Origin of the sequence: Gordonia sp. L191, assembly GCF_030077625.1 — a bacterium.
In the GTDB taxonomy this organism is placed as follows: Bacteria; Actinomycetota; Actinomycetes; order Mycobacteriales; family Mycobacteriaceae; genus Gordonia; species Gordonia polyisoprenivorans_A.
Window position 1 is genome coordinate 4,882,991 of record NZ_CP125996.1, and the last position, 21,624, is coordinate 4,904,614.

Genomic DNA, 21,624 nt, shown 5'->3' on the forward strand with positions numbered 1-21,624 from the left:
CTGGAGACCGCCCACGATCAGGAGACTGCCCTCGATCAGGAGACTGCATAGACCGCGACACCCACGCATACTATCCAGGCCACCGCCAGGACCTGCAGTACGCGGTCACCGAGAACGATCTCCTCGGGTTCTCCGGCCTGACCACCGTCGATGTCGACGGCGTAACGCAGGATCGCGATGGTGAACGGCACCATCGACACGGCGTAGGCGACGTTGGTGTCGTGGCCGGAGTTCTTGTCGAAGGCCCACAGTCCGTAGAAGAGGACGACGGCCGTGGCCGCCAGCGTCCACACGAACCGCAGGTAGCTGGTGGTGTAGTACTGCAGCGCCTTGCGGATCTTGGCGCCGGTGCGCTCGGCGAGCTGCAGCTCGGCGTAGCGTTTGCCGGCCGCCATGAACAGCGCACCCGCGGCCATCACCAGCAGGAACCACTGGGAGAGGCGGATCTCGGCCGCCACACCACCGGCGATGGCGCGCAACACGAAGCCTGACGAGACGATGCAGATGTCGATGACGGCCTGGTTCTTCAGCCCGAAGCAGTAACCGAGCTGGATGACCAGATAGATCGCGATGACCACGGCGGTCTGCCAGTTGGCGATGAGCGCCACCCCGATCGATCCCGCGCCCAGCACCACTGCGAGGCCGTAGGCCAGCGGCACCGGGACCACGCCGGCGGCGATCGGCCGGAATCGCTTGGTCGGATGGTTGCGGTCCGACTCGACGTCCATCGCGTCGTTGACCAGGTAGATGCAGGAGGCGACGAGGCAGAAGGCGATGAACGCCAGGCCGACGCGTCCCATCGCACCGGCGTTGGTCAGGGCATCGCTACCCGCGGCCAGCGGAGCGGCGAGGACGAGGACGTTCTTCACCCACTGACGTGGCCGGACGGCCTTGATCAGCCCGGTGGCCAGGTTCTTGGGCGGGCCCTTGACCTTTCCGTGCTCGATCGGCTCCTCGCTCATGCCTTCTCCTTAGTGGACTTGCCGCCGACGACCCGCCCCACGAGGAGACGCGCTGTCGACCCCGGCATCAGCGCCACTGCGCCGACACGGGCAGCAGCACCTGCGAGCCGGGTGGATCGCGGGTGGCGGGCCGCGGTATCGGCGGCACGCTCGATGAACTGATCGCCGACGACGACGGCACCGGCGCTCAGTGCGCCGATCGCGGCTCCGGCGGCGACATCGCTCGGATAATGCACCCCGAGAACCAGTCGCGAGGTGAGCATAGGCGGCACCAGCACCGCCGGAAGCAGGTAGGGCGGCAAACCCGCGGCCCGGCCGATGAGGATCGCCGCGGCCGTCGTCGAGGTGGCGTGCGACGACGGGAAACTCAGTCGGCTCGGTGTGGACACCCCGACCCGGATCCGCGGATCGTGTGGGCGCTTGCGCCGGACGATGCGCTTGATGATCACCGATGCCGCGTGTGCGCCGAAGGCCCCCGCGCCGGCCTCGAGCCAGCGGCGTTGCGCGGTGGCGTCGTCGCGTCGCACGGCCAGCCCCCAGCCGACGGCGCTGATCGCCAGCCAGCCGAGGGAGTGCTCGCCGAAGTGTGAGAGACCACGGGCGGCGGGCACGACGCCGGGCGCCTCGAGCAGCACACCCTGGACACCGATCAGTGCGGCGACCTCACCCGTCGGCTCCGCGGTCTGCGCCGTGGCGGCCGGCGATGGGCCCCGATCAGTCGATTCCGAAGACACGCGCCCAGCTCTCCTTACTGGTCAGGTCCCGGTGTTGGGCGCGGTAGCGCTCCGTCAACTCGGGGAACCTCTCGTTGAGTTCACGTACCAGCGCCGCGGATTCACGCGCGAGGGCGATCATCTTGTCGCGGTCGCGCTGGCGATACACCACGCCGCGGCCGTCGGCGGTGGTGACGGTGACGCCGTCGACCCGGCCCAGAGAGAACCATCGGGCCTCGATCGGCGGGTAATTGGCTTGGGGCACTTCGTGATGCCGCGGATCGGCCGGACGCATGTTGTTGACGATCGCCCCGGCCAGCGCCCGCAGCTTGGTGACCGGGTTGCTCGGCACCGTCGTCCCCAGATGCGTCGCCTCACCACTGGTTCGGGGCAACTCGGTCGCCGACGGCAGGACCACGGCATCCGGGTACTCCTTGCGCATGGCGGCGATCTTCGGCAGCGCGGTCGGCAGCAGCGAGCGGATGTGGTCGGGGCCGGCGAGGAAGTCGCGGATCGCCTCGTTCTGGATAGCCACCGTCGAATACTCAAGGCAGAGAAGGTGTTTGGCGGTTGCCTTGACCATGGACTGCAGAATGCCCTTGATCGGACCGTCGTGGTGGATCGCGGCGACGACGAGCCGGTTGCGCAGGTGGAAGTACGCCTGCCAGTCGATGGCGTCGTCCTTGTCGCTCCACGCCATGTGCCAGATCGCGATCCCGGGAACCGTTGCCGTCGGGTATCCGGCCTTGCCTGCGCGCAAAGCGAATTCCCAGTCGTCCCACTTGATGAACAGCGGCATCGGCAGGCCGATCTCCTCGGCGCAGACACGCGGGATCATGCACATCCACCAGCCGTTGCCCTCGACGTCGATCCGGCGGTGCAGGTTCTTCGAGTTCTCCCGGTCACGCAGCGGGTACTCGGCGAAGTCGTGGTCGTATTCCACGAACGGCGCCGCGGTCCACATGAAGGTGTGGTGGTTGATGACCTCACCCATGCAGTGCAGGTGACTGCGGTCCTGAAGGTTCAGCATCTGCCCGCCCACCAGCATGGGGGTGCGGGCGAACCGCGACATCGCCAACGCACGCAGAATCGAGTCGGGCTCGATCGCGATGTCGTCGTCCATGTACAGGACGTAGGGGGAGTCGGTCAGCCGCAACGCCTCGTACATGATCCGCGAGTAGCCACCGGAACCACCGAGGTTGCCCTGATCGAAGATGTGCAGCCGATCGCCCAGTGCCGCAGCGGCTTGCTCGTATCCGGGCTCGTCGATGACCTTGCGGGTGCCCTGATCGGGCATCAGCACCGCGTCGATCACCTCGTCCACCAACGGATCCGAGGTGAGTGCGGCGAGAGCGTTCACCGCGTCGGTGGGCCGGTTGAACGTCGGGATGCCGACGGTGACACGTTTGGTGTCCGGACCGCTGGGCACCGGGATCGTCGAATACCAGCCGGCAGAGACGATTTCGGTCTCGGTGTCGGTGGTGACGTCGAACCAGATCCATCCGCCGTCCTCGAACGGTCCGAGGTCGAGCTCGAATTCGATGGTGCCACGACCGTTTTCGTCGATGGGGACCAGATCGCCACCGATGCCGATGCGCGAGCCGTCGACCTTGGAGCGGTAGAGATCGACGCGGCAGGTGCCGATCACCTCGACGCGCAACACCACCGAGGTGAGGATCGACCAGCGTCGCCAGTAGGCCGCGGCGAAGGCGTTGAAGTAGCTCTCGAAGCTGACCTCGGACTCCGCGCCGAGAATCACCGAGGTGCGGCTCGGGGCGTGGGCACGGCGCGCATTGCTCGCGGATTCGACGAGGTAGAGCGAACGCACGTCGATGGGTTCGCCGGGCCGAGGGAAGATGACCCGCTGCAGCAGTTCGACCGCCGTGGAGTCGGGTTCGGCCGCCGACGGCGCGGTCACGTTCTCCTGTTGGGCAGGGGTCACACTCATTACTCCGCTCTGGTCTGCGAATGCACTGTCATCGCCGGTGGTCGTGCTCGGGCACTACGCGTCGGAACCCACCAGCGCCGCACCGTCTCGCAGGTGTGGCGCCAAGGTGTTCTCGAACATCGTGAGCGCACTGGCGATGGCCATGTGCATGTCCAGGTACTGATAGCTGCCCAACCGTCCACCGAAGAGCACCTTGGAGTCGGTGGTCTCGGTCTTGGCCAGGGCTCGGTAGGACGCGAGCATCTCTCGGTCCTCGGGGGTGTTGATCGGGTAGTACGGCTCGTCGTCGTCCTTCGCGAAACGCCCGTACTCCCGCATGATGACCGTCTTGTCGGTCGGGTAGGTGTCGCGTTCGGGGTGGAAGTGCCGGAATTCGTGGATACGCGTGTAGGGCACGTCGGCGTCGTTGTAGTTCATCACCGGGGTGCCCTGGAAGTCGCCGGTGGGCAGCACCTCGGTCTCGAAGTCGAGGGTGCGCCAGCCGAGGCGTCCGGCGGAGTAGTCGAAGTAGCGGTCGAGTGGGCCGGTGTAGACGACGGGCGCGTCGGGGCTCTGCGCACGCAGCTCGTCGCGCACGTCGAACCAGTCGGTGTCCAGGCGCACCTCGATGCGCTCGTCGGCGGCCATGTTCTCCAGCCACGCGGTGTAACCGTCGACGGGGAGGCCCTCATAGGTGTCGTTGAAGTACCGGTTGTCGAAGGTGTAGCGCACCGGCAGCCGGGTGATGTTGGCGGCCGGGAGGTTCTTCGGGTCGGTCTCCCACTGCTTGGCGGTGTAGTGCTTGATGAACGCCTCGTACAGCGGGCGTCCGATCAGGCTGATCGCCTTCTCCTCGAAGTTCGCCGCGTTCTTCGTGTCGATCTCGGCGGCCTGCTCGGCGATGAGCGCGCGCGCCTCGTCGGGGCTGAAGTACCGGCCGAAGAACTGACTGACCAGACCCAAGCCCATCGGGAACTGGTAGGCCTGACCGTTGTGCATCGCGAACACGCGGTGCTGATAGCCGGTGAAGTCGGTGAAGCGGTTGACGTAGTCCCACACCTTCTGGTTGGAGGTGTGGAACAGGTGCGCACCGTACTTGTGGATCTCGATGCCGGTCGTCGGTTCGGCCTCGGAATACGCGTTGCCGCCGAGATGGCCTCGACGCTCGATCACCAGGACACGTTTACCCAGTTCGGCGGCGGCACGCTCGGCGACGGTGAGACCGAAGAATCCGGAGCCGACGACGATCAGGTCATAGGGGCCGGAGCGGGGCGAATCGGCGCTGGTATTGGATGCCACGGGTGTTCAGGGTAACCGACCCGACCAAGGGAATCCCAAAGCCGGCAGCGATGTGGCGGGTCGGGATGCGCGGCCGATGTCGTCCGTCCGCAGGAGCGACGTTCACCTGCGAGTCCGGTAACCTGAGAGTTTCATACCGGCCTTCAGCCATTGGGCCTGCAACTCCCGATATCGCCGTTCAGGGATCCTCCCGACCGCGCGAATGAGTTCAGGGGCCGCCCGTGCCGAACGCATCACCTTTCTCTCACGACTCCGATCGTCTCGCCGTCGATCGAATCGTCGTGGTGATTCCCGCCCACAACGAGCGCGACCTGCTACCGGCCTGCCTGCGCGCCGTGCGGGTCGCCGCGGACGCGGTGCCTGTCCCGGTGCAGGTCGGGGTGGTCCTCGACAGTTGCACCGACGGGTCCGCCGAGGTGGTCGGCACGGAGGTCCTGTCGGTCGTCGGCGAGTTCGGCACGGTCGGGGCGGCTCGGGCCGCCGGCGTCGCGGCATTGCTGCGCGGTGGTGCTCCCGAGACCGACCCCGAGCGGACCTGGGTGGCCACCACCGACGCCGATTCCGAGGTGCCCGGCAACTGGCTGCAGCGCCATCTGACGCGCGCGGCCGAGGGCGCGCTCGCCTACGCCGGCACGGTGACACCCAAGGACTGGACGCGGTGGCCGGCGGCGCTGGCAGATCGCTACCGGCGTCTGTATCGCGATCACGACGGCCACCGTCACATCCACGGGGCGAACCTGGGGGTGCGCGCCGACGCCTACCTGGCGGTCGGCGGATTCGGCGAGCTGCCGCACGACGAGGACGTCGACCTGATCGAACGCCTGGAGTCGGCGGGTGTCTCGATCGCCTGGTGCGCGCAGGCCCCGGTGGCGACCTCGACACGTCGGCACGGCCGCGCTCCCGAGGGCTTCGCGGCGCATCTGCGCTCGCTCTCGCCGACCGGACGGCGCTCGGCATGACCCCGCCGGCCACCCCGGCAGCCCGGGCCCGCCGGATCGCCGACGATCTCGGCGATCGGGTGCCGCATCCGGGTGAGGGCGACACCGCCGCACGCTGGCGTCTGCTCGCCAACCTCACCCACGACGACATCGCGGTCGGCCGGCTCGTCGAGGCCCACCTCGACGCGCGCACGATCCTGCATGAGATCGATTCCGGTACAACCGAATACGGGTCATTCTGGGGCGTGTGGGCGGCCGAGCCGTCACGCCCTCGGATCGAGGCGAGCCGCACCGATCGCGGGTGGCGGCTGCGCGGCGCGAAGCCGTGGTGCTCGGGTGTACAGACGTGCACGCACGCCCTGGTGACCGCCGACGTCGACGATGGCGCCCGCGCCCTGTTCGCCGTCGACCTCAGCGAGGCGGGCGTGCGTCGCGAAACCACCGAGTGGGCCGCGGCGGGGATGAGCACCACCGAAACCGGCACCGTGCATCTCGACGACGTACCGGCCCGCCCGATCGGTCCCCCCGGTGCCTACCTCGATCGTCCCGGGTTCTTCCACGGCGGCATCGGCGTGGCCGCGTGCTGGTGGGGCGGGGCGCGCAAGGTCGCCGATGCGATCTTCCGCACGTCCCCGGCCGACGACGTGACCGCGATGCATCTCGGCGCGATCGACGCCCGCCTACTGGCCGGATTCGCGATGCTCGAGCAGGCGGCCGGCATCGTCGACGCGCACCCCGCCGACCTCGACGGGGCGCGACGCCTCGCTCTGTCGGTCCGCTGGTCCGTCGAGCAGGTGGCCACCGAGGTCATCGACCGGGTGGCGCGGGCCCTTGGTCCGACGCCGTTGGTGCGCGACCCCGAGCACGCGCAGGCCGTCGCCGACCTCGAGGTCTACCTTCGGCAATCCCATGCCGAGCGGGATCTGATCGACCTCGGACGGCTCACCGAGTCCCCGCTGTTCGGCCGCTTCGCCGGCCGCGACGGCATCACCCTCGAGTCCGGAGCAGGTACGCGATGACCACCATCGGCCCCTCACCCACCCAGTTGCGCTTCGCCGGGCGACCGATCGACATTCCCGGCACCCCCGAATCACACTGGCGCGAATGGCTTTCGAGTCGCACTCCGGCCGATCTCGCGGTGACGGTCGACCGGCTGATCGTCCTCGGCGCCCACCCCGACGACGAGGTCCTCGGCGTCGGCGGGATCATGTCCACCGCCGCCCGGGCCGGCGTCGCGGTCACCGTGGTCTGCATGTCGGACGGTTCGGGATCACATCCCGGGTCGGCGACGGTCTCGCCCGAACGACTGGTGATGCGGCGCCATCTCGAACTCGACACGGCCGCAACCCTCCTCGGACTCGACCGGCCACGGTGGCACGGCCTGCCCGACGGCGAGCTCGCCGCCCACCACGAGGCGATGTGCCGCATCGTCGAGGACTACCTCGATGCCTGTGGCGACGAGTCGGTGGCCGTACTCGCGGTCTGGTCCGGCGACGGTCACCCCGATCACGAGGCGCTCGGAAACTGCGCCCGCGAGGTGTGCGCCCGCCGCGGCGTGCCACTCTGGATGTACCCGATCTGGATGTGGCACTGGGCAACTCCCGGCGACGACGCCGTGCCGTGGGATCGTCTGCGACGTGCGCCGTTGTCCCCGTTGGAGGTTGCGGTCAAACACGCCGCCGTCCACGCCTTCGCCTCGCAGGTCCGGCCACTGTCCGACGACCCGGCCGACAAGGCGATCCTGCCGCCGCATGTGCTGGCCCATCTCACCCGGCCGACCGAATACGTGTTCACCTGATGGCCGCGCCGCGTCGCCCCGACGGCAGCCTGAAGACGTTGCCGGAGAACTACTTCGACGACATCTACCGCGACACCGACGACCCCTGGGGATTCACCGACCGGTGGTACGAACAACGCAAGTATGCCCTGACGCTGGCGTCGCTCACCGCGCCACGCTACCGGCGGATCTTCGAGCCCGGTTGTTCCATCGGCGTGCTGAGCGCCGCGCTCGCCGACCGCAGCGAGGAGATCGCATGTATCGACGTCAGTGCGCGGGCGGTGGAACTCGCCGTGCGCCGGCTGGCCACCACCGACGCCCGCGTCAGCGTGTCCACCGGCGATCTGACCGGTCGGTGGCCGCCGGGCACCTTCGACCTCATCGTGCTCAGCGAGGTGCTCTACTACCTCGGTGACGCCGACCTCGACGCCGTCGTCGAGCGACTGCCCGGGGCGTTGACCGACGACGGCGAGGTGATCGCGGTCCACTGGCGGTGGCCGGTGGCCGACTATCCACAGTCCGGCGACGCGGTCCACGACCGGCTGCTGCGCTCGCCCCTGTCGCACTATTCGGGCTATCGGGACAGAGACCTTTGCCTGGATGTGTTCCATCGCGCTCCGCGCGACAGCGTCGCCCAGCGCGAGGGCCTCACTCCCGGCTGACCGGGCGCACCGCGCTCGAGGTGCGCGGTAATCTCAGGAGTTGCGTCGCGGGATGCGCGCACAGCCGTCCACGGACCATCAAGTCGTCGGCAGCAAGGAGTTGAGGGGATGACGCAGGACATCACCACCCGGATCACCGAGGTGATCAACGATCTACGGGTTGAGAGCAACGACCAGGAGGCCGTGCTGCGCGCGATCTCGAAGGCCGCCGTGGACACGATCGACAACGCCGAGTATGCGAGTGTCACGCTGGTCACCCGCGGTCGGATCGAGACGCCGGTGATGTTCGGCGATCTCGCGGGCAAGTGTGACGATCTCCAGCGTGAACTCGGCGAGGGCCCGTGTGTCCGCGCCGCCGTCGACGACACCACCGTGCGCATCGACGACCTGGGCGCCGACCCGCGATGGCCTCGGTTCGCTGCTGCGGCAAGCGCATTGGGCGTCGCCTCGATGGCCTGCTTCTGCCTCTACATCGACGGCAACGACTTCGGCGCACTCAACCTGCACAGCACCACCCCCTACGCCTTCGACGACGAGACCTGCTCGTTGGCCGAGTTGTTCGCCGCGCATTGCGCCACCACCTTCGGTGCCGTCCGGGAGAAAGAACAACTGCGCAATGCGCTCGGGTCGCGTGACCTGATCGGACAGGCCAAGGGCATGCTGATGGAGCGCTATCGGATCGACGCCGAGGCGGCGTTCCTGCTCCTCGCGCGCCTGTCGCAGGAGTCGAACACCAAGCTCGTCGACGTGGCCGCCAACGTCGTCGTCGCCGGCCCCGGCAACTGACCGGCCCAGGCCCTTCCAGCTAGCGCAGGACGTTGGCCTTCGGGAAGCCGAGGACCGGGATGCCGCCGCGCGCCCGGAAGTTCTTGTAGCCGCGTCCGGCGAGCACGTGCGCGCCGGTCTGCTTGGAGAAGAACAACATTCCCTGCTGGAAGAGTTGGGTGACGCCGGCGCCGTCGGGCGTCAGGGTCGGTACCCCGAGTGCGGTCCCGAGCGTTCCGGGGACGTCGCCGAGGCTGCCGAGCAGCCCTTGGAACGCCGCGGCCGCGGTACTCACCAGATCACCGGCACCGGGCACCACCTGATCGGCGATCCCGCCGAGCGATCCCGCGTCCAGCGATCCGAGGTCGAGGGAGCCGAGTCCGCCGGCCGGACCGGTCGGTGGCTTCACGATCTGCGGCGGGGTGCGCTGGCCCTGCACGGCGAACCAGTCGGATTTGAGGCCCAGCTTCATGCGTGCGTCCTCGCCGGACGCCTCGACACTGCGGCCGCCGCCGGTGGCACGCACCTTGAGTGCACGCCCGTTCTCCGCACCGAGCCCGTTGGCCTGGATCACCTCGAAGCTGTCCAGACTCGGCAGACCGAACGCGCTCGCGATGGCGCTGGGACTGATCGTGGTGGTCCAGTTGTGGTTCGGTGATGCGGCGTCCCCGTCGTCGACGACTGCCGGGAACCGGCCGCCCGCGGTGTATCCGCCTGTGGACGAGGAGAATTCGGTGAACGCCGGCTGGCCGTTCTGCAGCAGGATCTGACCCGCCGTCGCGTCGGCGGCCTGGTCACCGCCCGGGTCCTCACCCGTGACGCCGCCGTAGACCTGCGAATTCTGGGTGTCGTCGATCTTCTTTCCGCTCGCGATCGCGGCCAGCGCGTAGGTGCGGGCGGCCACGGCCTGGGCCTTCAGCGCCTCCATGCCGCCGGAGGTGGCCCACCCGGGCACGCTTTCCTTGGCGATGACGCCCTTGACGTAGTCGTCGACGTTGAGCCGATTGGTGACCCGTCCGCCGTCGAGGCCGAGGGACCCGCGGAACGGTTCGTTGGATCCGCAGAACTTGAGGAATTCGTTGGCCGGCCGGTTCGGGGCGGTGTTGACCGGATCGGCGAATGCGGCGTTGACGGTGCGTACGACGGGACCGCCACATCCGGCGGTGATCGAGGCGGTGTTGCCGCTGACGGTGACCGCCTGGTTCGGCGCGACCGGTTGCCCGCCGACGGACATGCCCGCGTCCGAGCGCACACTCACGCCGCCGCTCTTGTTCGACAGGGCGACGTTGACGATCGGGTTGGCCGGGCGGCCGAATGTCGTGCCCCCGTAGAAGTGCTGCAGGATCTGCCGATACGACCAGCCCTGCTTGGCGTAGCCGTAGGCGCCGTACTGTCCCATCCCGCGACCATGGCCGAACCCGTGGCCGATCAGCGTGATCTCCGAGCCGGCCGTCAGGCCGATCTCGACACGGTCCGACGCGGTGACGCCGACGAGGCCGACGCCGCCCACGAGTGCGGTGGCCGACACGGCACCGATGACCGTCGACATCCGCCGACGCCGGGCGTGGCCCGGTCGGGTGCGGATGGTCAGGACTCGGCCGACCAGGGACGTCACTGCCACGAGGTCTCGTTTCTCATGATCGAATGTTACGTATGTGAATAGTGGGACTCATGTGACGATAGACAAGTCACTTGAATATCACCAACCACAGGAGATAACAACCGCATCACGAGTTGTCTCGATGCGGCGTGGGCGCACGGCTGCACCGCGGCGACCACGACACGATCGGCGCGGCACGCCCAACCGACCCGAGGGAGCTGAGAAGACCAGTGCGGTATCCACGACGAAAGCCCTCGGTGGTCCTTGCCGCCGTGGCGATGACCCTCGGCGCGGCCTTGTTCGTCGATCTCGGTTCCGATCGCTCGACGCCGTCGGTGCGACCGGTCGACACCCATCGCTCGACCGGGCCCGACGACGCCGGCGCCATCGATTCCACCTCCAGCGACCCCACCGGCGCCGACCCCACCACCATCGATACCGTCGACCTCCGCGAGGTCCCGAATGCGGTGGTCGGGCTCGCGCGGTCCGGCCTGGCTCGCGCCGGGATCCGGCTGCCGGAGATCGATCTGTCCGCGCTCCCCCTGCCCACCGCGACAGCGCCCGCCACGTCGCCGACAGCGCCCTCCACTGCATCGACAGCGCCCTCGACGTCGCCGACAGCGCCCGGCCGCCGGCCGGTCGGCGCCTTGGTCAAGCATCTCGTGCGGGACACCCCGTTCAAGATGGTCGGATTCACGTGGAACAAGCCGGTCTGGGACGACGCCGAGGACGCGACGATGATGCTGCGGGCCAAGGACCCGGTTCGCGGGTGGGGTGACTGGGTCGAACTCGAGCCCATCAAGACCTCCGCCGACCCCTCGGCCGATCACCCCGGCGGCACCGAACCCGTGTGGGTGGGGGCCGCCAAGGAGATCCAGCTCGCGCTCACCGATGGGCAGAGCGCCATTCCGGCCGCCGACTCCACCGGCGCCGGCCTGGCCGATCTCGTGGTCGGCTCCGCCGGGGAGATCTTGAAGAACCTCGCGAGCACCGTGCTGCCGGAGCTGACGGCGACGCTGCTGAGCCCCGACAGCCTGCTCTCGTTGGGTTCATCGATGCTGACGACCCTCTCGGGTGGCCCGCAGGTGATCTCGCGTGCGGCGTGGGGTGCCGACGAGAGCATCCGCTGCTCGCAGCCGACGATCTCCCCCACACTGAACGGCGCGATCGTCCACCACACCGCGGGCAGCAACGACTACACGCCGCAGCAGTCGGCCGAGATCGTGCGCGGGATCTACGCGTATCACGCACGAACCCTCAACTGGTGCGACATCGGCTACAACGTGCTCGTCGACAAGTACGGGCAGATCTTCGAGGGCGCGTTCGGCGGCCTCGACCGCAACGTCGAGGGCACCCACACCGGTGGCTTCAACAAGAACACCGTCGGCGTGTCGATGATCGGCAATCTCGACGAGGTCGCACCGAGCGGCCAGATGCTCGCCGCGGTCGGCCGATTCCTCAAGTGGCGCCTGAACCGGGCGGGCCTCAATCCCGCCGCGACGGCCACGCTGACGTCGGAGTACTTCTCCGACAGCAAGTTTCCGCCCGGAACGCAGACGCACCTGCCGGTGATCGCCGGTCATCGTGACTACAACAACACCAGTTGTCCTGGTATTCAGGGATATCCGGCACTCGATCAGATCCGGGCACTCGCCGGTGCGGTGGCACCGCCCGCGCCCGAATCCCCGGCGCCCGACGCACCGGCCCCCGAGGCGCCAGCACCAGCACAGTAGTGGATGACGCTGCCCGGCTGGACATCACACCTCACCGAACCACCGAGCCAGTACGCGGGCGACCCCGTCCTCGTTGTTGCCGACGGTGATCTCGTCGGCCGCGGCGAGCGCGGCCGGGTGTGCGTGACCCATGGCGACACCGTGTGACGCCCACGTGAGCATCTCGACGTCGTTGGGCATGTCCCCGAACGCGACGGTCGTCGACCCGTCACCGCCGTTGTGGTCCAGCAACTTTCGGAGCCCGGAGGCTTTGTGGGTGTCGGGCAGCGAGAGCTCGACGAGCCCGTTGTCGGTGGAGAAGGTGATCTGCGCCAGGTCGCCTATGGCTCCGGAAAGTCGTTGCGCAATCTCCGAACTCGGCATGCCGGGGGCGCGGACGAGGAGTTTGACGGCGGGTTCGGTGTAGATCTCCTCGTCACCAACCTCGACATGGTCGGGGTTGAGCCACGCGTGTTGATAGCCCGCGGTGGCCACGAACGGCGCGGTGGCGGCGTCATGCGCGGATCGACCCACCCGTTCGGCGGCGATGCCGCACCCGGGGATCCGTGCCTGGGCGATCGCCCCGAGTTCGACGAGGATCTCCGGCGACAGTGTCGCCGAGGAGATGATGCGATCGTGCTCGACGTCGTAGAGGATGGCACCGTTGGCGCACACCGCATGTCGCACACGGATGCGCGACGGGTCGAACTGGTCGGTGATCTCGGCGATCCACCGGGGCGGACGGCCGGTGGCGAGGACGAACTCGGCGCCAGCGGCACACGCGTTGGCCAGTATCGTCTTGGTGTACTCCGACACCCGGTTCTCGTCGTCGATCAGCGTGCCGTCGACGTCGCTGGCGATCAATGTTGGCCGTGAGATGGTCACCGGCTCCTTGTCTTCGACGTTCATCTACGCGACTTCCCTTCTCGTTCAGCCGCTTTCGCCGCGCGTGCCGCCGCCTTGCGTTGTGCTTCCTCGTCTTCGATGACCGCAGCCTGCTCCGGGGTGGGTGCGGTGCCACCGAGTCGCGTCGGCACCCAGAACTCACCGGCCGGATGCGGGTAGGCGTCCTGCACCTCGTGCAGCACCTCGGCCATCTGCGCGCGCAACCGCGCGGTCTGCTCCTCGACGTCGGCGTCGGCGGGCACGTGGATCGGCGTCCCGTAGCCGACGGCGATCGGGATACCCGCCCGCCCCATCCGACGCTTGCCGCCCTTGGTCCACTGCCGCTGCGCTCCCCACACGATCGTCGGGATCATCGGGACCTGCGCCTCGAGCGCCATGCGCACCGCGCCGGTCTTGAAGTCCTTGAGCTCGAAGCTGCGACTGATCGTCGCCTCCGGGTACACCACGACGATCTCACCGGAGCGCAGCGACTCGACGGCCGCACGATAGGCGTCGGTGCCCTGCGAACGGTCGACGGGGATCGTGCGGGTGTGGTTCACCAGGAATCGCATGATGGCGACGTCCATGACCTCGGACTTGATCATGAACCGCGCCCGCCGCCCGACCCGGTACAGACCGAGCGCCGCGGGCAGGAAATCGACGTAGGCGGTGTGATTCACCACCAGCACCGCGCCGCCCCGGGTGGGGATGTTGTCGAGCCCGGTGAACCGCAGATCCACCTTCTGCACGCGGGCGAGGGTGTTCGCGATGATCTCCAGGGCCCGGAACACCGGTTCCCGATCCGCGTTGGTCATGCGGTCAGACTATCGGGTCACCGCCCGCACGAGACTTCGCCTCACGGCCTCGCGCGCAGCGGTCCGGCCGTCGATGCGCGCACCCTCAGTGACGTCTCGACCAGGGCGGGACCGGGCGGACGCCCCTCGAGGACGTCGCAGATGGCCCGCACCGCGATTCGCCCGGTGCTGCGCGGCGCGAGATCGACGGCGGTGATGTCGGGGCGGGAGAACACGTAGGCGGCGGTGTCGGTGTAGCCGGCGAGCAGCATCTGATGCGGAACCTCGATGCCGCGGGAGAGGAGTACGTCGAGAGCCAACCGGGCCGCGCCGTCGGGCGCCGCGACAATCGCGTCGGGCGCATCGTCGAGCACCGCGGTCACCTCGGCGATGATCTGTTCGGGGTCGGTCGCGAAGTTCACGTCACGCACGCGAACGTCGTGGTCGGATTCGGCGAAGAGACGATGCAGGTCGGCACCGAAGGCGGTGGTCGACGGGGGTACCAGCGCCGCGATACGACGCGCTCCCTGATCCGCCAGGTGGGTGAGCAGTGTCTCCACGCCATGGCGGTGGTCGATCGTCACCACTGCGACGGCCGTGGAGTCCGGCGCAAGGTCACGCTCCAGCGTGACATGCGGAACCGGAAGTCCGCGAACGGTTTCCATCACCGGATCGGTGAGACTCGGGTCGGAGACGATCAGCCCGTCGAGCGTCAGTGCGGCCATCTGCTCGCGCCGGATACCGGGCGGCACGAGGGTGATCGCAAGCCCCTCGCCGATGGCCGCCTCGGCCGCCCCTTGCATCAGCTGCAGGTAGTAGTCGAGGCCGACCGTCTCTTCGGGGATAAACAGTCCGATCACCCCGGCGGTTCCCGAGCGCAACCCGCGGGCCACCGCACTGGCCACATACCCGAGCCCCGACGCCACCTCGAGGATATGGGCACGCGTGCGGTCGGCAACGCGGCCGCGGCCGGCCAACGCATCCGATGCCGTCGTGGTGGACACCCCTGCGGCCCGGGCCACGTCGTGCAGGGTCGCACGGCGAGAACTCATGAGGACCACAGTAGGGGCGCCGATGGTCGGCGGTCTGCATCGGCAGCCCCGGCGCGGGGCGCGGGAACCACGTCGGGGGAAATGTTAACTAGAAGTTACGAAATGCTGATTCAAGTGGCCGGAACGTTCCGGCACAGCTGTTATGGACACCATACCTCGTCCGAGGTTACTGATTCCGCACAGTAGAGAGGGGCAATCGGTGGCAGCAGATCTCGTCATCACCGGTGCCGCAGTGTTTGATCACCCCGGCGTCACCGCCGTGGCCGTCACCGCAGGCCACATCAGCGCGATCGGTGCGGCGGCCGAGGCGCTCATCGGTCCCGACACCCGGGTGCTGACCACCCCGGGTGGCCTCGTCCTGCCCGGATTCGTCGACGCCCACGTCCACGCACCGTTCGCCGGGCACAACCTGAACTGCTTGTGGCTCAACGACACCGAGGGCAAGGACGCCTACCTCCAGCAGATCGCCGACTACGCGGCCGCGCATCCGGAGTTGCCGTGGATCGTCGGCGGCGGCTGGGCCATGGAGTACTTCCCCGGCGGCACACCCGACCGTCACGACCTCGACGCCGTGGTTGGGGACCGGCCGGTGTTCCTGATGAACCGCGACGTCCACGGCGCCTGGGTCAATACCAGGGCGCTGGAGATCGCCGGCATCGACGAGCACACACCCGACCCGACCGACGGCCGATACGAGCGCGATGCCCAGGGATTTCCGACCGGGACGCTGCACGAAGGAGCGGCATACGCCTTCGACGCCGTCCACGTGCCCCGACCCGATCTCGCCGAGTGGCGCGCGGCGATCGTCACGGCACAACACCACCTGCACTCCCTCGGCATCACCGGATGGCAGGACGCGTGGGTCACCCCCGACACACTGGCCGCCTACCGCGATCTCGGCGACGACGGAGGGCTCACCGCCCGTGTCGTCGGCGCGCTGTGGTGGGATCGCCACGCCGGGCTCGAACAGCTCGAACTGTTCGCCGCGCAGCGTGAACACGGTGCGGCACCGAACTTCTCGCCGACGACGGTCAAGATCATGGCCGACGGGGTGATGGAGAACTACACCGGCGCTCTCCTCGAACCCTATTGCTCCTGCGTGGACCACCCCGGTGCCGGTGCGGGCAGCAACACCGGCAGTGGGCTCAGTTACGTCGATCCCGACACCCTGCAGCATGCGGTGACCGCGTTGGACGCAGCGGGTTTCCAGGTGCACATGCACGCGATCGGCGACCGCGCCGCCCGCGACTGCCTCGACGCCGTCGAGCGTGCCCGTATAGCCAATGGCCCCAACGATCTTCGTCATCACATCGCCCACCTGCAACTGGTTCACCCCGATGACCTCCCGCGGTTCGCCGCGCTGGATGTGGTGGCCAATCTGCAGGCGTACTGGGCCCAGCACGAACCACAGATGGATGCGCTGACGATCCCGTTCCTCGGCGAACGCCGTGCCGCTCTTCAATTCCCCTTCGCCGATCTCGTCGCCCACGGCACGCGCATCGCGATGGGCAGCGACTGGGCGGTGACCACCGCCGACCCGCTGGCCCAGATCGAGGTCGCCATCACCCGTCGCGACCCCGACCACCGCGATGCCGAGCCGTTCTTGCCCTGGCAGGCACTCGATCTCGACACCGCGCTACGCGCCTTCACCGCCGGATCGGCGTATGTGAACCACGACCCGTCGGGCGGACGGATCGCCGTCGGCGCCCGCGCCGACCTCGCCGTCCTCGACCTCGACATCACCCGCTCAGCCCACCTGCCCACCGACGCCGTCGTCGTCACCACCATCGCCGGTGGCGCCGTGGTCCATCACCGAGGAGATCACTGATGTCCGAACCCACGACCCCATCCAGCCCGAGCGAACCCGGCTCTGCCACACCGTCATCGGGACATCTGAACCGAGTCCTCGGGCTACCCGAGCTGATCTTCTTCGGTTTGGCGTACATGGTGCCGCTCACCGTGTTCACCACATACGGTGTGGTCACCGACGGCACCGAGGGCCACCTGCCGGGTGCCTACGTCATCACGCTGGCCACCATGATCTTCACCGCGCTGAGTTACGGCGCCATGGTTCGCATCCATCCCGTCGCAGGCTCGGCCTACTCCTACACGCAGCGGTCGTTCGGCGGGTCCGTCGGCTTCGCCGCGGGATGGGCACTGCTGTTGGACTACATCTTCCTACCCATGATCAACTTCCTGGTCATCGGCATCTTCGTCAACGCGCTGTGGCCCGCGGTCCCGGCCTGGGTCTGGGTGGTCGCCTCCATCGCGGTGGTCACCGCCCTCAATGTGCTCGGCATCAAGATGGTGACCCGATTCAACTACGCGCTCATCGTCTTCCAGGTCGTCTTCATCGTCGTCTTCGTCGCCCTGGCCATCCGCCACATCACCGGCGATGCCGGCACCCCGTCGATCGGCTCGGTGTTCTTCGGCAATGCCCAGATGGGTCTGCTGTTCTCCGGGGCGGCCATCCTGTGCCTGTCGTTCCTCGGTTTCGACGCGATCTCCACCCTGTCGGAGGAGACCCGCGACCCCCGTCGACTCATCCCCCGCGCCATCCTCCTCGTGACGGTCATCGGCGGCGGGCTCTTCATCGTCGTCTCGCTCGTCGCCTCACTGGCCTTCCCCGACTACGTCAACTTCACCGACGTCGACTCGGCGGCGAACGATGTGATGGTCCGGGTCGGCGGGACCGCGTTGGAAACCTTCTTCACCGCCGCCTATGTGGCCGGGTGTTTCGCCTCGGCGTTGGCCTCGCAGGCCAGCGTGGGCCGCATCCTGTACGCCATGGGACGCGACGCCACCCTGCCCAAGCAGGTTTTCGGCCGGATCAACGCGCGGTTCGCGACGCCGGCCAACGCGATCGTCATCGTCGGCGCGGTGTCGTTGGTCGCGCTGACCATCAGCCTGTCCACCGCGGCGGAGATGGTGAGCTTCGGCGCTCTCGTCGCCTTCTCGATGGTCAATCTCTCGGTGATCAAGATCTATCTCATCGAGCAGCGGCGACGCAGCGTCTCCGACCTGGTGCGTTTCGGTGTGCTGCCGCTGATCGGGTTCGGATTGACGATGTGGCTGTGGACCAGTCTGTCGGCCACCGCCATCACCGTCGGGCTGGTGTGGCTCGCAGTCGGCGTCACCTATCTGATCTTCCTCACCCGGGGATTCCGGCGTCCTGCCCCGACGCTCGACATGCGTGAGGAGTCGGTACCGGCCGCCGACCCGGTATGAACGCACGGCACCACTAAGCGCCCGGTTGCGGCTCCCCACCCTGCTCGTCGCGCTCGGCCCGCCGCGCAGCCTTGGCCGCCTGCTCCTGTGCGTCCATCCGGTTGGCCTCCTCGAGCGTCGGCGCCGATCCGCCGAGCCGGGCGGGCACCCAGAACTCACCCTTCGGGTGCTCGCCGTAGGCATCCTGCAGCTCGAGCAACTTCTCGCTCATCACCTTGTGTAACTGCGCGGTGATGACCTCGGCGTCGCCGACGGGCTCGATCGGCTCGGCCACGCCGATCGCGATCTTGTAGCCGGTCCGGCCCAGACGCTTGGGATGGCCCTTGGTCCACACCCGCTGGGCGCCCCAGATGACGGTCGGGATGATCGGGGCGTCGGCCTCGAGGGCCATGCGCGCGGCCCCGGACTTGAACTCCTTGAGCTCGAAGCTGCGACTGATCGTCGCCTCCGGGTACACACCGACGAGTTCGCCGCTCTTGAGATAGCTGACGGCGTCGTGATAGCTCTGCGCCCCGTTGGCCCGGTCGACGGGAATGTGCTTGAGTGCTCGCATGATCGGGCCCGAGTACCGGTTGTCGAAGACCTCTTTCTTGGCCATGAACCGCACATACCGCTTACCCTGGAGATACGCGGGGATGCCGGCGTAGGTGAAGTCCAGGTAGCCGGTGTGATTGATCGCAACCACGCCCGGACCCGACTTGGGCACGTTCTCGACACCTGAGATGCTGAACTTCAGACCTTCGGCCAGCCACAACAACCGCGCCGTGGTGATCACGGTGGAGTACACGGGTTCCATGGGTCGAGCTTAGTGGTCGCGCCGACGTCGCGGTCACACCAGGCGACACCGCGGCTGAGACACAGATCGACTCCGCCGCAGTGAAGGCCAGAAGGCGATCGCCGTGATCACCTGGCGCCAGGATCACCCAAAGTTGCGGGTTTGCGACGGCCACTGAGTCGACGGTCACCCCACCAGGTACCGAGGGCCCACGACGGGTTCAGCGCGGGTCGATAGATTGGATGGGCAACGCGTCACCGCGCGCAGCCCCGCGCACCCCCTCCGAAAGGCCAAACGTGCAGATCACCAGCATCGGTCACGCCGGATTCCACATCCAGACCACCGCCGGGTCGATCCTTTGCGATCCGTGGACCAATCCCGCCTACTTCGCGTCCTGGGTGCCCTTCCCCGACAACTCGGAGCTGGATTGGAAGCGTCTCGGGCAATGCGACTACCTCTACGTCTCGCATCTGCATCGCGACCATTTCGACGAGCAGAACCTGCGCGACAACGTCAGTAAGGACGCGACGGTTCTGCTGCCCGACTACCCGGTCCCCGACCTCAAGCGTGAGCTCGAGAAGCTCGGCTTCAGCAAGTTCGTCGAGACCACCGACTCACAGAAGTTCACCGTCGACGGCCCGAAGGGCTCACTCGACGTGATGATCATCGCGTTGCGCGCGCCGGCCGACGGGCCGATCGGCGACTCGGGACTCATCGTCTCCGACGGCGAGACGACGGTGTTCAACATGAACGACGCCCGGCCCATCGATCTCGACGTCATCGGTGCGCAGTTCGGGCACGTCGACGTGCACCTGCTGCAGTATTCCGGGGCGATCTGGTACCCGATGGTTTACGACATCCCGCGCCGGTCCAAGGCGAATTTCGCCGCGCAGAAACGCCAGCGTGGCATGGATCGTGCCCGCTCCTACATCGAGCAGGTCGGTGCGACCTGGGTGGTGCCGTCCGCCGGTCCTCCGATGTTCCTCGACGAGGACCTGTTCTCGCTCAACGACTTCGGGTCCGGGATCGAGGGTGCCGACAACCCGCGCCCGGGCGATGTGACGTCGATCTTCCCGGATCAGGAGACGTTCCTGGAACAGATGCGGATCCACGGCACCGACGACGGCGAGAAGCACCGCGGGCTGATGATGGTCTCCGGCTCGGTCGCCGATTTCACCGGGTCGACACTCAACGAGATCAGCCATCCCTATGCGCCGCATGAGGTTTTCGGCGAGAACAAGCAGGCCTATCTCGAGCGGATGAAGGAGAAGTTCGCCCCGGTCATCGCCGCGGAGAAGGCCACCTGGGCCCCTGTCGAAGGCGACCCGCTGCTCCCCGAACTCAAGGAGCTGTTCGAGCCGATCATGGTGGCCTCGGACCTGATCTGCGACGGCATCGGCTATCCGGTCGGCCTGGTGATGGGCGAGGAGACCGTCGTCCTGGACTTCCCCAACCGCGTAGTGCGGGAACCCAAAGAGGGAGAAGGCAAGTACCGCTATGGTTTCCGGATCGCCCCGGAGATCGTACGAACCGTGCTGCGCGACGACGAACCGGACTGGGTCAACACGATCTTCCTCTCCACGCGGTTCACCACGTGGCGCATCGGCGGTTACAACGAATTCCTCTACACGTTCTTCAAGTGCCTCACCGACGAGCGGATCGCCTACGCCGACGGCTGGTTCTCCGAGGCGCATGATGACTCGGCGTCGATCACCAAGGACGGCTGGGAGATCCAGCGTCGATGCCCGCATCTCAAGGCCGACCTGAGCAAGTTCGGCGTGATCGAGGGCGAGAAGCTGACGTGCAATCTGCATGGCTGGCAATGGGATCTGCCGACCGGCCGCTGCCTGACATCGAAGGGTCACGAGTTGCGGGCCAGTCGTCTGCAGTGATGTGACCGCCCACCGTGACCGCACATACGGCGGCCGCACCCTGGCCGATCGACAGGCAGATCGCCGGCGCAGGTTTCTAGAGGCCGGGCTGGCGGAGTTCTCCACGATCGGCTATGCGGCGTCGTCGGTGACCTCGCTGTGCAAGGCCGCCGGGCTGTCTCGCCGACAGTTCTACGACCTGTTCGACAGCAGGGAGACCCTTCTCACCAAGCTGTACGACGAGATCCAGTCGACCGCCCGGCTGGCAATCGAGCAGGTGTTGTCCACCAACAGCTCTCGCGATATTCGGGTGCTGGCGTCGGCGGCGATGCGCGCCTACGTCGAGTCCGTCGGGACCGATCCACGACACGCGGAGGTGTCCTTTGTCCAGGTGGTCGGGGTGAGTCGGGAGTTAGAGCTACACCGACTCGACGGTCGCGATGAGTGGGTCGAGTTCTTCGTGGCGGCAATGAGCGAGTTCGCCGGTGCCACACCGTCACCGCGGCTTGGCCATCTGGCGACGGCCTTCGTCGGGGCGCTGACATCGGTGATTCACGACTGGAGCCTGGACCCTCATCCCGGTGAACTCGACGAGGTCGTCGACGTTCTGACCGACATCCTGGTCGCATTCGCCGAGCTGTAAACCCCTCGCAGTCGACCCGAC

19 protein-coding genes are annotated in these 21,624 nt (G+C 67.6%); 10 read left to right on the forward strand and 9 right to left on the reverse strand.

Annotated features, from left to right (window positions below; genetic code table 11):
- Window positions 1–35: 35 nt before the first annotated feature.
- Genes QNM97_RS21985 through glf form a run of 4 tightly spaced genes read right to left on the reverse strand, consistent with a single transcriptional unit; the run spans window position 36 to window position 4,901 of the window.
- On the reverse strand, window positions 36–962 hold the full coding sequence (locus tag QNM97_RS21985) for a decaprenyl-phosphate phosphoribosyltransferase (protein ID WP_208793689.1): 927 nt from the start codon (window positions 960–962) through the stop codon (window positions 36–38).
- Window positions 959–1,696: a phosphatase PAP2 family protein gene (locus tag QNM97_RS21990; protein WP_283820322.1), complete on the reverse strand. Its 738-nt coding sequence runs from the start codon at window positions 1,694–1,696 to the stop codon at window positions 959–961. The genes QNM97_RS21985 and QNM97_RS21990 overlap by 4 nt, the downstream gene beginning before the upstream one ends.
- Window positions 1,677–3,623 (reverse strand): glycosyltransferase, encoded by a 1,947-nt coding sequence (locus QNM97_RS21995; RefSeq protein WP_283820323.1) that lies wholly within the window; start codon window positions 3,621–3,623, stop codon window positions 1,677–1,679. Before QNM97_RS21995 ends, QNM97_RS21990 begins: the two co-directional genes overlap by 20 nt.
- Before the next feature lie 54 nt (window positions 3,624–3,677).
- Entirely contained in the window at window positions 3,678–4,901 is a 1,224-nt protein-coding gene (glf, locus tag QNM97_RS22000; RefSeq protein WP_020172669.1) for a UDP-galactopyranose mutase, read from the reverse strand.
- A gap of 221 nt (window positions 4,902–5,122) precedes the next feature.
- On the opposite strand from glf, the gene QNM97_RS22005 reads away from it, so the two are divergent.
- From QNM97_RS22005 to QNM97_RS22025, 5 genes are all read left to right on the forward strand, one after another.
- Window positions 5,123–5,860 (forward strand): glycosyltransferase family 2 protein, encoded by a 738-nt coding sequence (locus QNM97_RS22005; RefSeq protein WP_014358484.1) that lies wholly within the window; start codon window positions 5,123–5,125, stop codon window positions 5,858–5,860.
- Complete coding sequence (locus tag QNM97_RS22010) at window positions 5,857–6,858, forward strand: acyl-CoA dehydrogenase family protein (protein WP_283820324.1); 1,002 nt, start codon at window positions 5,857–5,859, stop codon at window positions 6,856–6,858. The genes QNM97_RS22005 and QNM97_RS22010 overlap by 4 nt, the downstream gene beginning before the upstream one ends.
- Window positions 6,855–7,637, forward strand: a complete 783-nt coding sequence (locus QNM97_RS22015; RefSeq protein WP_283820325.1) for a PIG-L deacetylase family protein — start codon at window positions 6,855–6,857, stop codon at window positions 7,635–7,637. The genes QNM97_RS22010 and QNM97_RS22015 overlap by 4 nt, the downstream gene beginning before the upstream one ends.
- Window positions 7,637–8,278: a class I SAM-dependent DNA methyltransferase gene (locus tag QNM97_RS22020; protein ID WP_283820326.1), complete on the forward strand. Its 642-nt coding sequence runs from the start codon at window positions 7,637–7,639 to the stop codon at window positions 8,276–8,278. Before QNM97_RS22015 ends, QNM97_RS22020 begins: the two co-directional genes overlap by 1 nt.
- Before the next feature lie 108 nt (window positions 8,279–8,386).
- Window positions 8,387–9,064, forward strand: coding sequence for a GAF and ANTAR domain-containing protein (locus QNM97_RS22025; protein ID WP_283820327.1), 678 nt, complete (start codon window positions 8,387–8,389; stop codon window positions 9,062–9,064).
- 19 nt (window positions 9,065–9,083) lie between these two features.
- Here the strand turns inward: QNM97_RS22025 and QNM97_RS22030 are convergent, their stop codons facing one another.
- Window positions 9,084–10,658 (reverse strand): SpoIID/LytB domain-containing protein, encoded by a 1,575-nt coding sequence (locus tag QNM97_RS22030; protein WP_283823283.1) that lies wholly within the window; start codon window positions 10,656–10,658, stop codon window positions 9,084–9,086.
- A 215-nt stretch (window positions 10,659–10,873) separates the two neighbouring features.
- Between QNM97_RS22030 and QNM97_RS22035 the strand changes: the two genes are divergently transcribed.
- The gene (locus QNM97_RS22035) at window positions 10,874–12,376 is read left to right on the forward strand and encodes a peptidoglycan recognition protein family protein (protein WP_283820328.1); all 1,503 of its coding nucleotides are present in this window, start codon (window positions 10,874–10,876) and stop codon (window positions 12,374–12,376) included.
- A 24-nt stretch (window positions 12,377–12,400) separates the two neighbouring features.
- On the opposite strand, the gene QNM97_RS22040 is transcribed toward QNM97_RS22035, so the two are convergent.
- Genes QNM97_RS22040 through QNM97_RS22050 form a run of 3 tightly spaced genes read right to left on the reverse strand, consistent with a single transcriptional unit; the run spans window position 12,401 to window position 15,086 of the window.
- Window positions 12,401–13,264, reverse strand: coding sequence for an HAD family hydrolase (locus QNM97_RS22040; protein ID WP_283820329.1), 864 nt, complete (start codon window positions 13,262–13,264; stop codon window positions 12,401–12,403).
- The gene (locus QNM97_RS22045; protein ID WP_283820330.1) at window positions 13,261–14,055 is read right to left on the reverse strand and encodes a lysophospholipid acyltransferase family protein; all 795 of its coding nucleotides are present in this window, start codon (window positions 14,053–14,055) and stop codon (window positions 13,261–13,263) included. The genes QNM97_RS22040 and QNM97_RS22045 overlap by 4 nt, the downstream gene beginning before the upstream one ends.
- 41 nt (window positions 14,056–14,096) lie before the next feature.
- A complete protein-coding gene (locus QNM97_RS22050; RefSeq protein ID WP_283820331.1) occupies window positions 14,097–15,086 on the reverse strand; it encodes a LacI family DNA-binding transcriptional regulator in 990 nt (329 codons plus the stop codon).
- Between the two features lie 199 nt (window positions 15,087–15,285).
- Between QNM97_RS22050 and QNM97_RS22055 the strand changes: the two genes are divergently transcribed.
- The gene (locus QNM97_RS22055; RefSeq protein WP_283820332.1) at window positions 15,286–16,914 is read left to right on the forward strand and encodes an amidohydrolase; all 1,629 of its coding nucleotides are present in this window, start codon (window positions 15,286–15,288) and stop codon (window positions 16,912–16,914) included.
- Window positions 16,914–18,314, forward strand: a complete 1,401-nt coding sequence (locus QNM97_RS22060) for an APC family permease (RefSeq protein ID WP_283820333.1) — start codon at window positions 16,914–16,916, stop codon at window positions 18,312–18,314. The genes QNM97_RS22055 and QNM97_RS22060 overlap by 1 nt, the downstream gene beginning before the upstream one ends.
- A gap of 13 nt (window positions 18,315–18,327) precedes the next feature.
- Here the strand turns inward: QNM97_RS22060 and QNM97_RS22065 are convergent, their stop codons facing one another.
- Window positions 18,328–19,110: a lysophospholipid acyltransferase family protein gene (locus QNM97_RS22065; RefSeq protein ID WP_283820334.1), complete on the reverse strand. Its 783-nt coding sequence runs from the start codon at window positions 19,108–19,110 to the stop codon at window positions 18,328–18,330.
- A 275-nt stretch (window positions 19,111–19,385) separates the two neighbouring features.
- Between QNM97_RS22065 and QNM97_RS22070 the strand changes: the two genes are divergently transcribed.
- Entirely contained in the window at window positions 19,386–20,981 is a 1,596-nt protein-coding gene (locus QNM97_RS22070) for a Rieske 2Fe-2S domain-containing protein (RefSeq protein ID WP_283820335.1), read from the forward strand.
- A 1-nt stretch (window position 20,982) separates the two neighbouring features.
- Window positions 20,983–21,603, forward strand: a complete 621-nt coding sequence (locus QNM97_RS22075) for a TetR/AcrR family transcriptional regulator (protein WP_283820336.1) — start codon at window positions 20,983–20,985, stop codon at window positions 21,601–21,603.
- Window positions 21,604–21,624: the final 21 nt, after the last annotated feature.

Bases quoted from the DNA above. Each gene is read 5' to 3' on its own strand.
- QNM97_RS22050 (WP_283820331.1), bottom strand. From the start codon at position 15,086: ATGAGTTCTCGCCGTGCGACCCTGCACGACGTGGCCCGGGCCGCAGGG.
- QNM97_RS22060 (WP_283820333.1), top strand. From the start codon at position 16,914: ATGTCCGAACCCACGACCCCATCCAGCCCGAGCGAACCCGGCTCTGCC.
- QNM97_RS22040 (WP_283820329.1), bottom strand. From the start codon at position 13,264: ATGAACGTCGAAGACAAGGAGCCGGTGACCATCTCACGGCCAACATTG.
- QNM97_RS22010 (WP_283820324.1), top strand. From the start codon at position 5,857: ATGACCCCGCCGGCCACCCCGGCAGCCCGGGCCCGCCGGATCGCCGAC.
- QNM97_RS22045 (WP_283820330.1), bottom strand. From the start codon at position 14,055: ATGACCAACGCGGATCGGGAACCGGTGTTCCGGGCCCTGGAGATCATC.
- QNM97_RS22065 (WP_283820334.1), bottom strand. From the start codon at position 19,110: ATGGAACCCGTGTACTCCACCGTGATCACCACGGCGCGGTTGTTGTGG.
- QNM97_RS22020 (WP_283820326.1), top strand. From the start codon at position 7,637: ATGGCCGCGCCGCGTCGCCCCGACGGCAGCCTGAAGACGTTGCCGGAG.
- QNM97_RS22015 (WP_283820325.1), top strand. From the start codon at position 6,855: ATGACCACCATCGGCCCCTCACCCACCCAGTTGCGCTTCGCCGGGCGA.
- QNM97_RS21995 (WP_283820323.1), bottom strand. From the start codon at position 3,623: ATGAGTGTGACCCCTGCCCAACAGGAGAACGTGACCGCGCCGTCGGCG.
- QNM97_RS21985 (WP_208793689.1), bottom strand. From the start codon at position 962: ATGAGCGAGGAGCCGATCGAGCACGGAAAGGTCAAGGGCCCGCCCAAG.
- QNM97_RS22025 (WP_283820327.1), top strand. From the start codon at position 8,387: ATGACGCAGGACATCACCACCCGGATCACCGAGGTGATCAACGATCTA.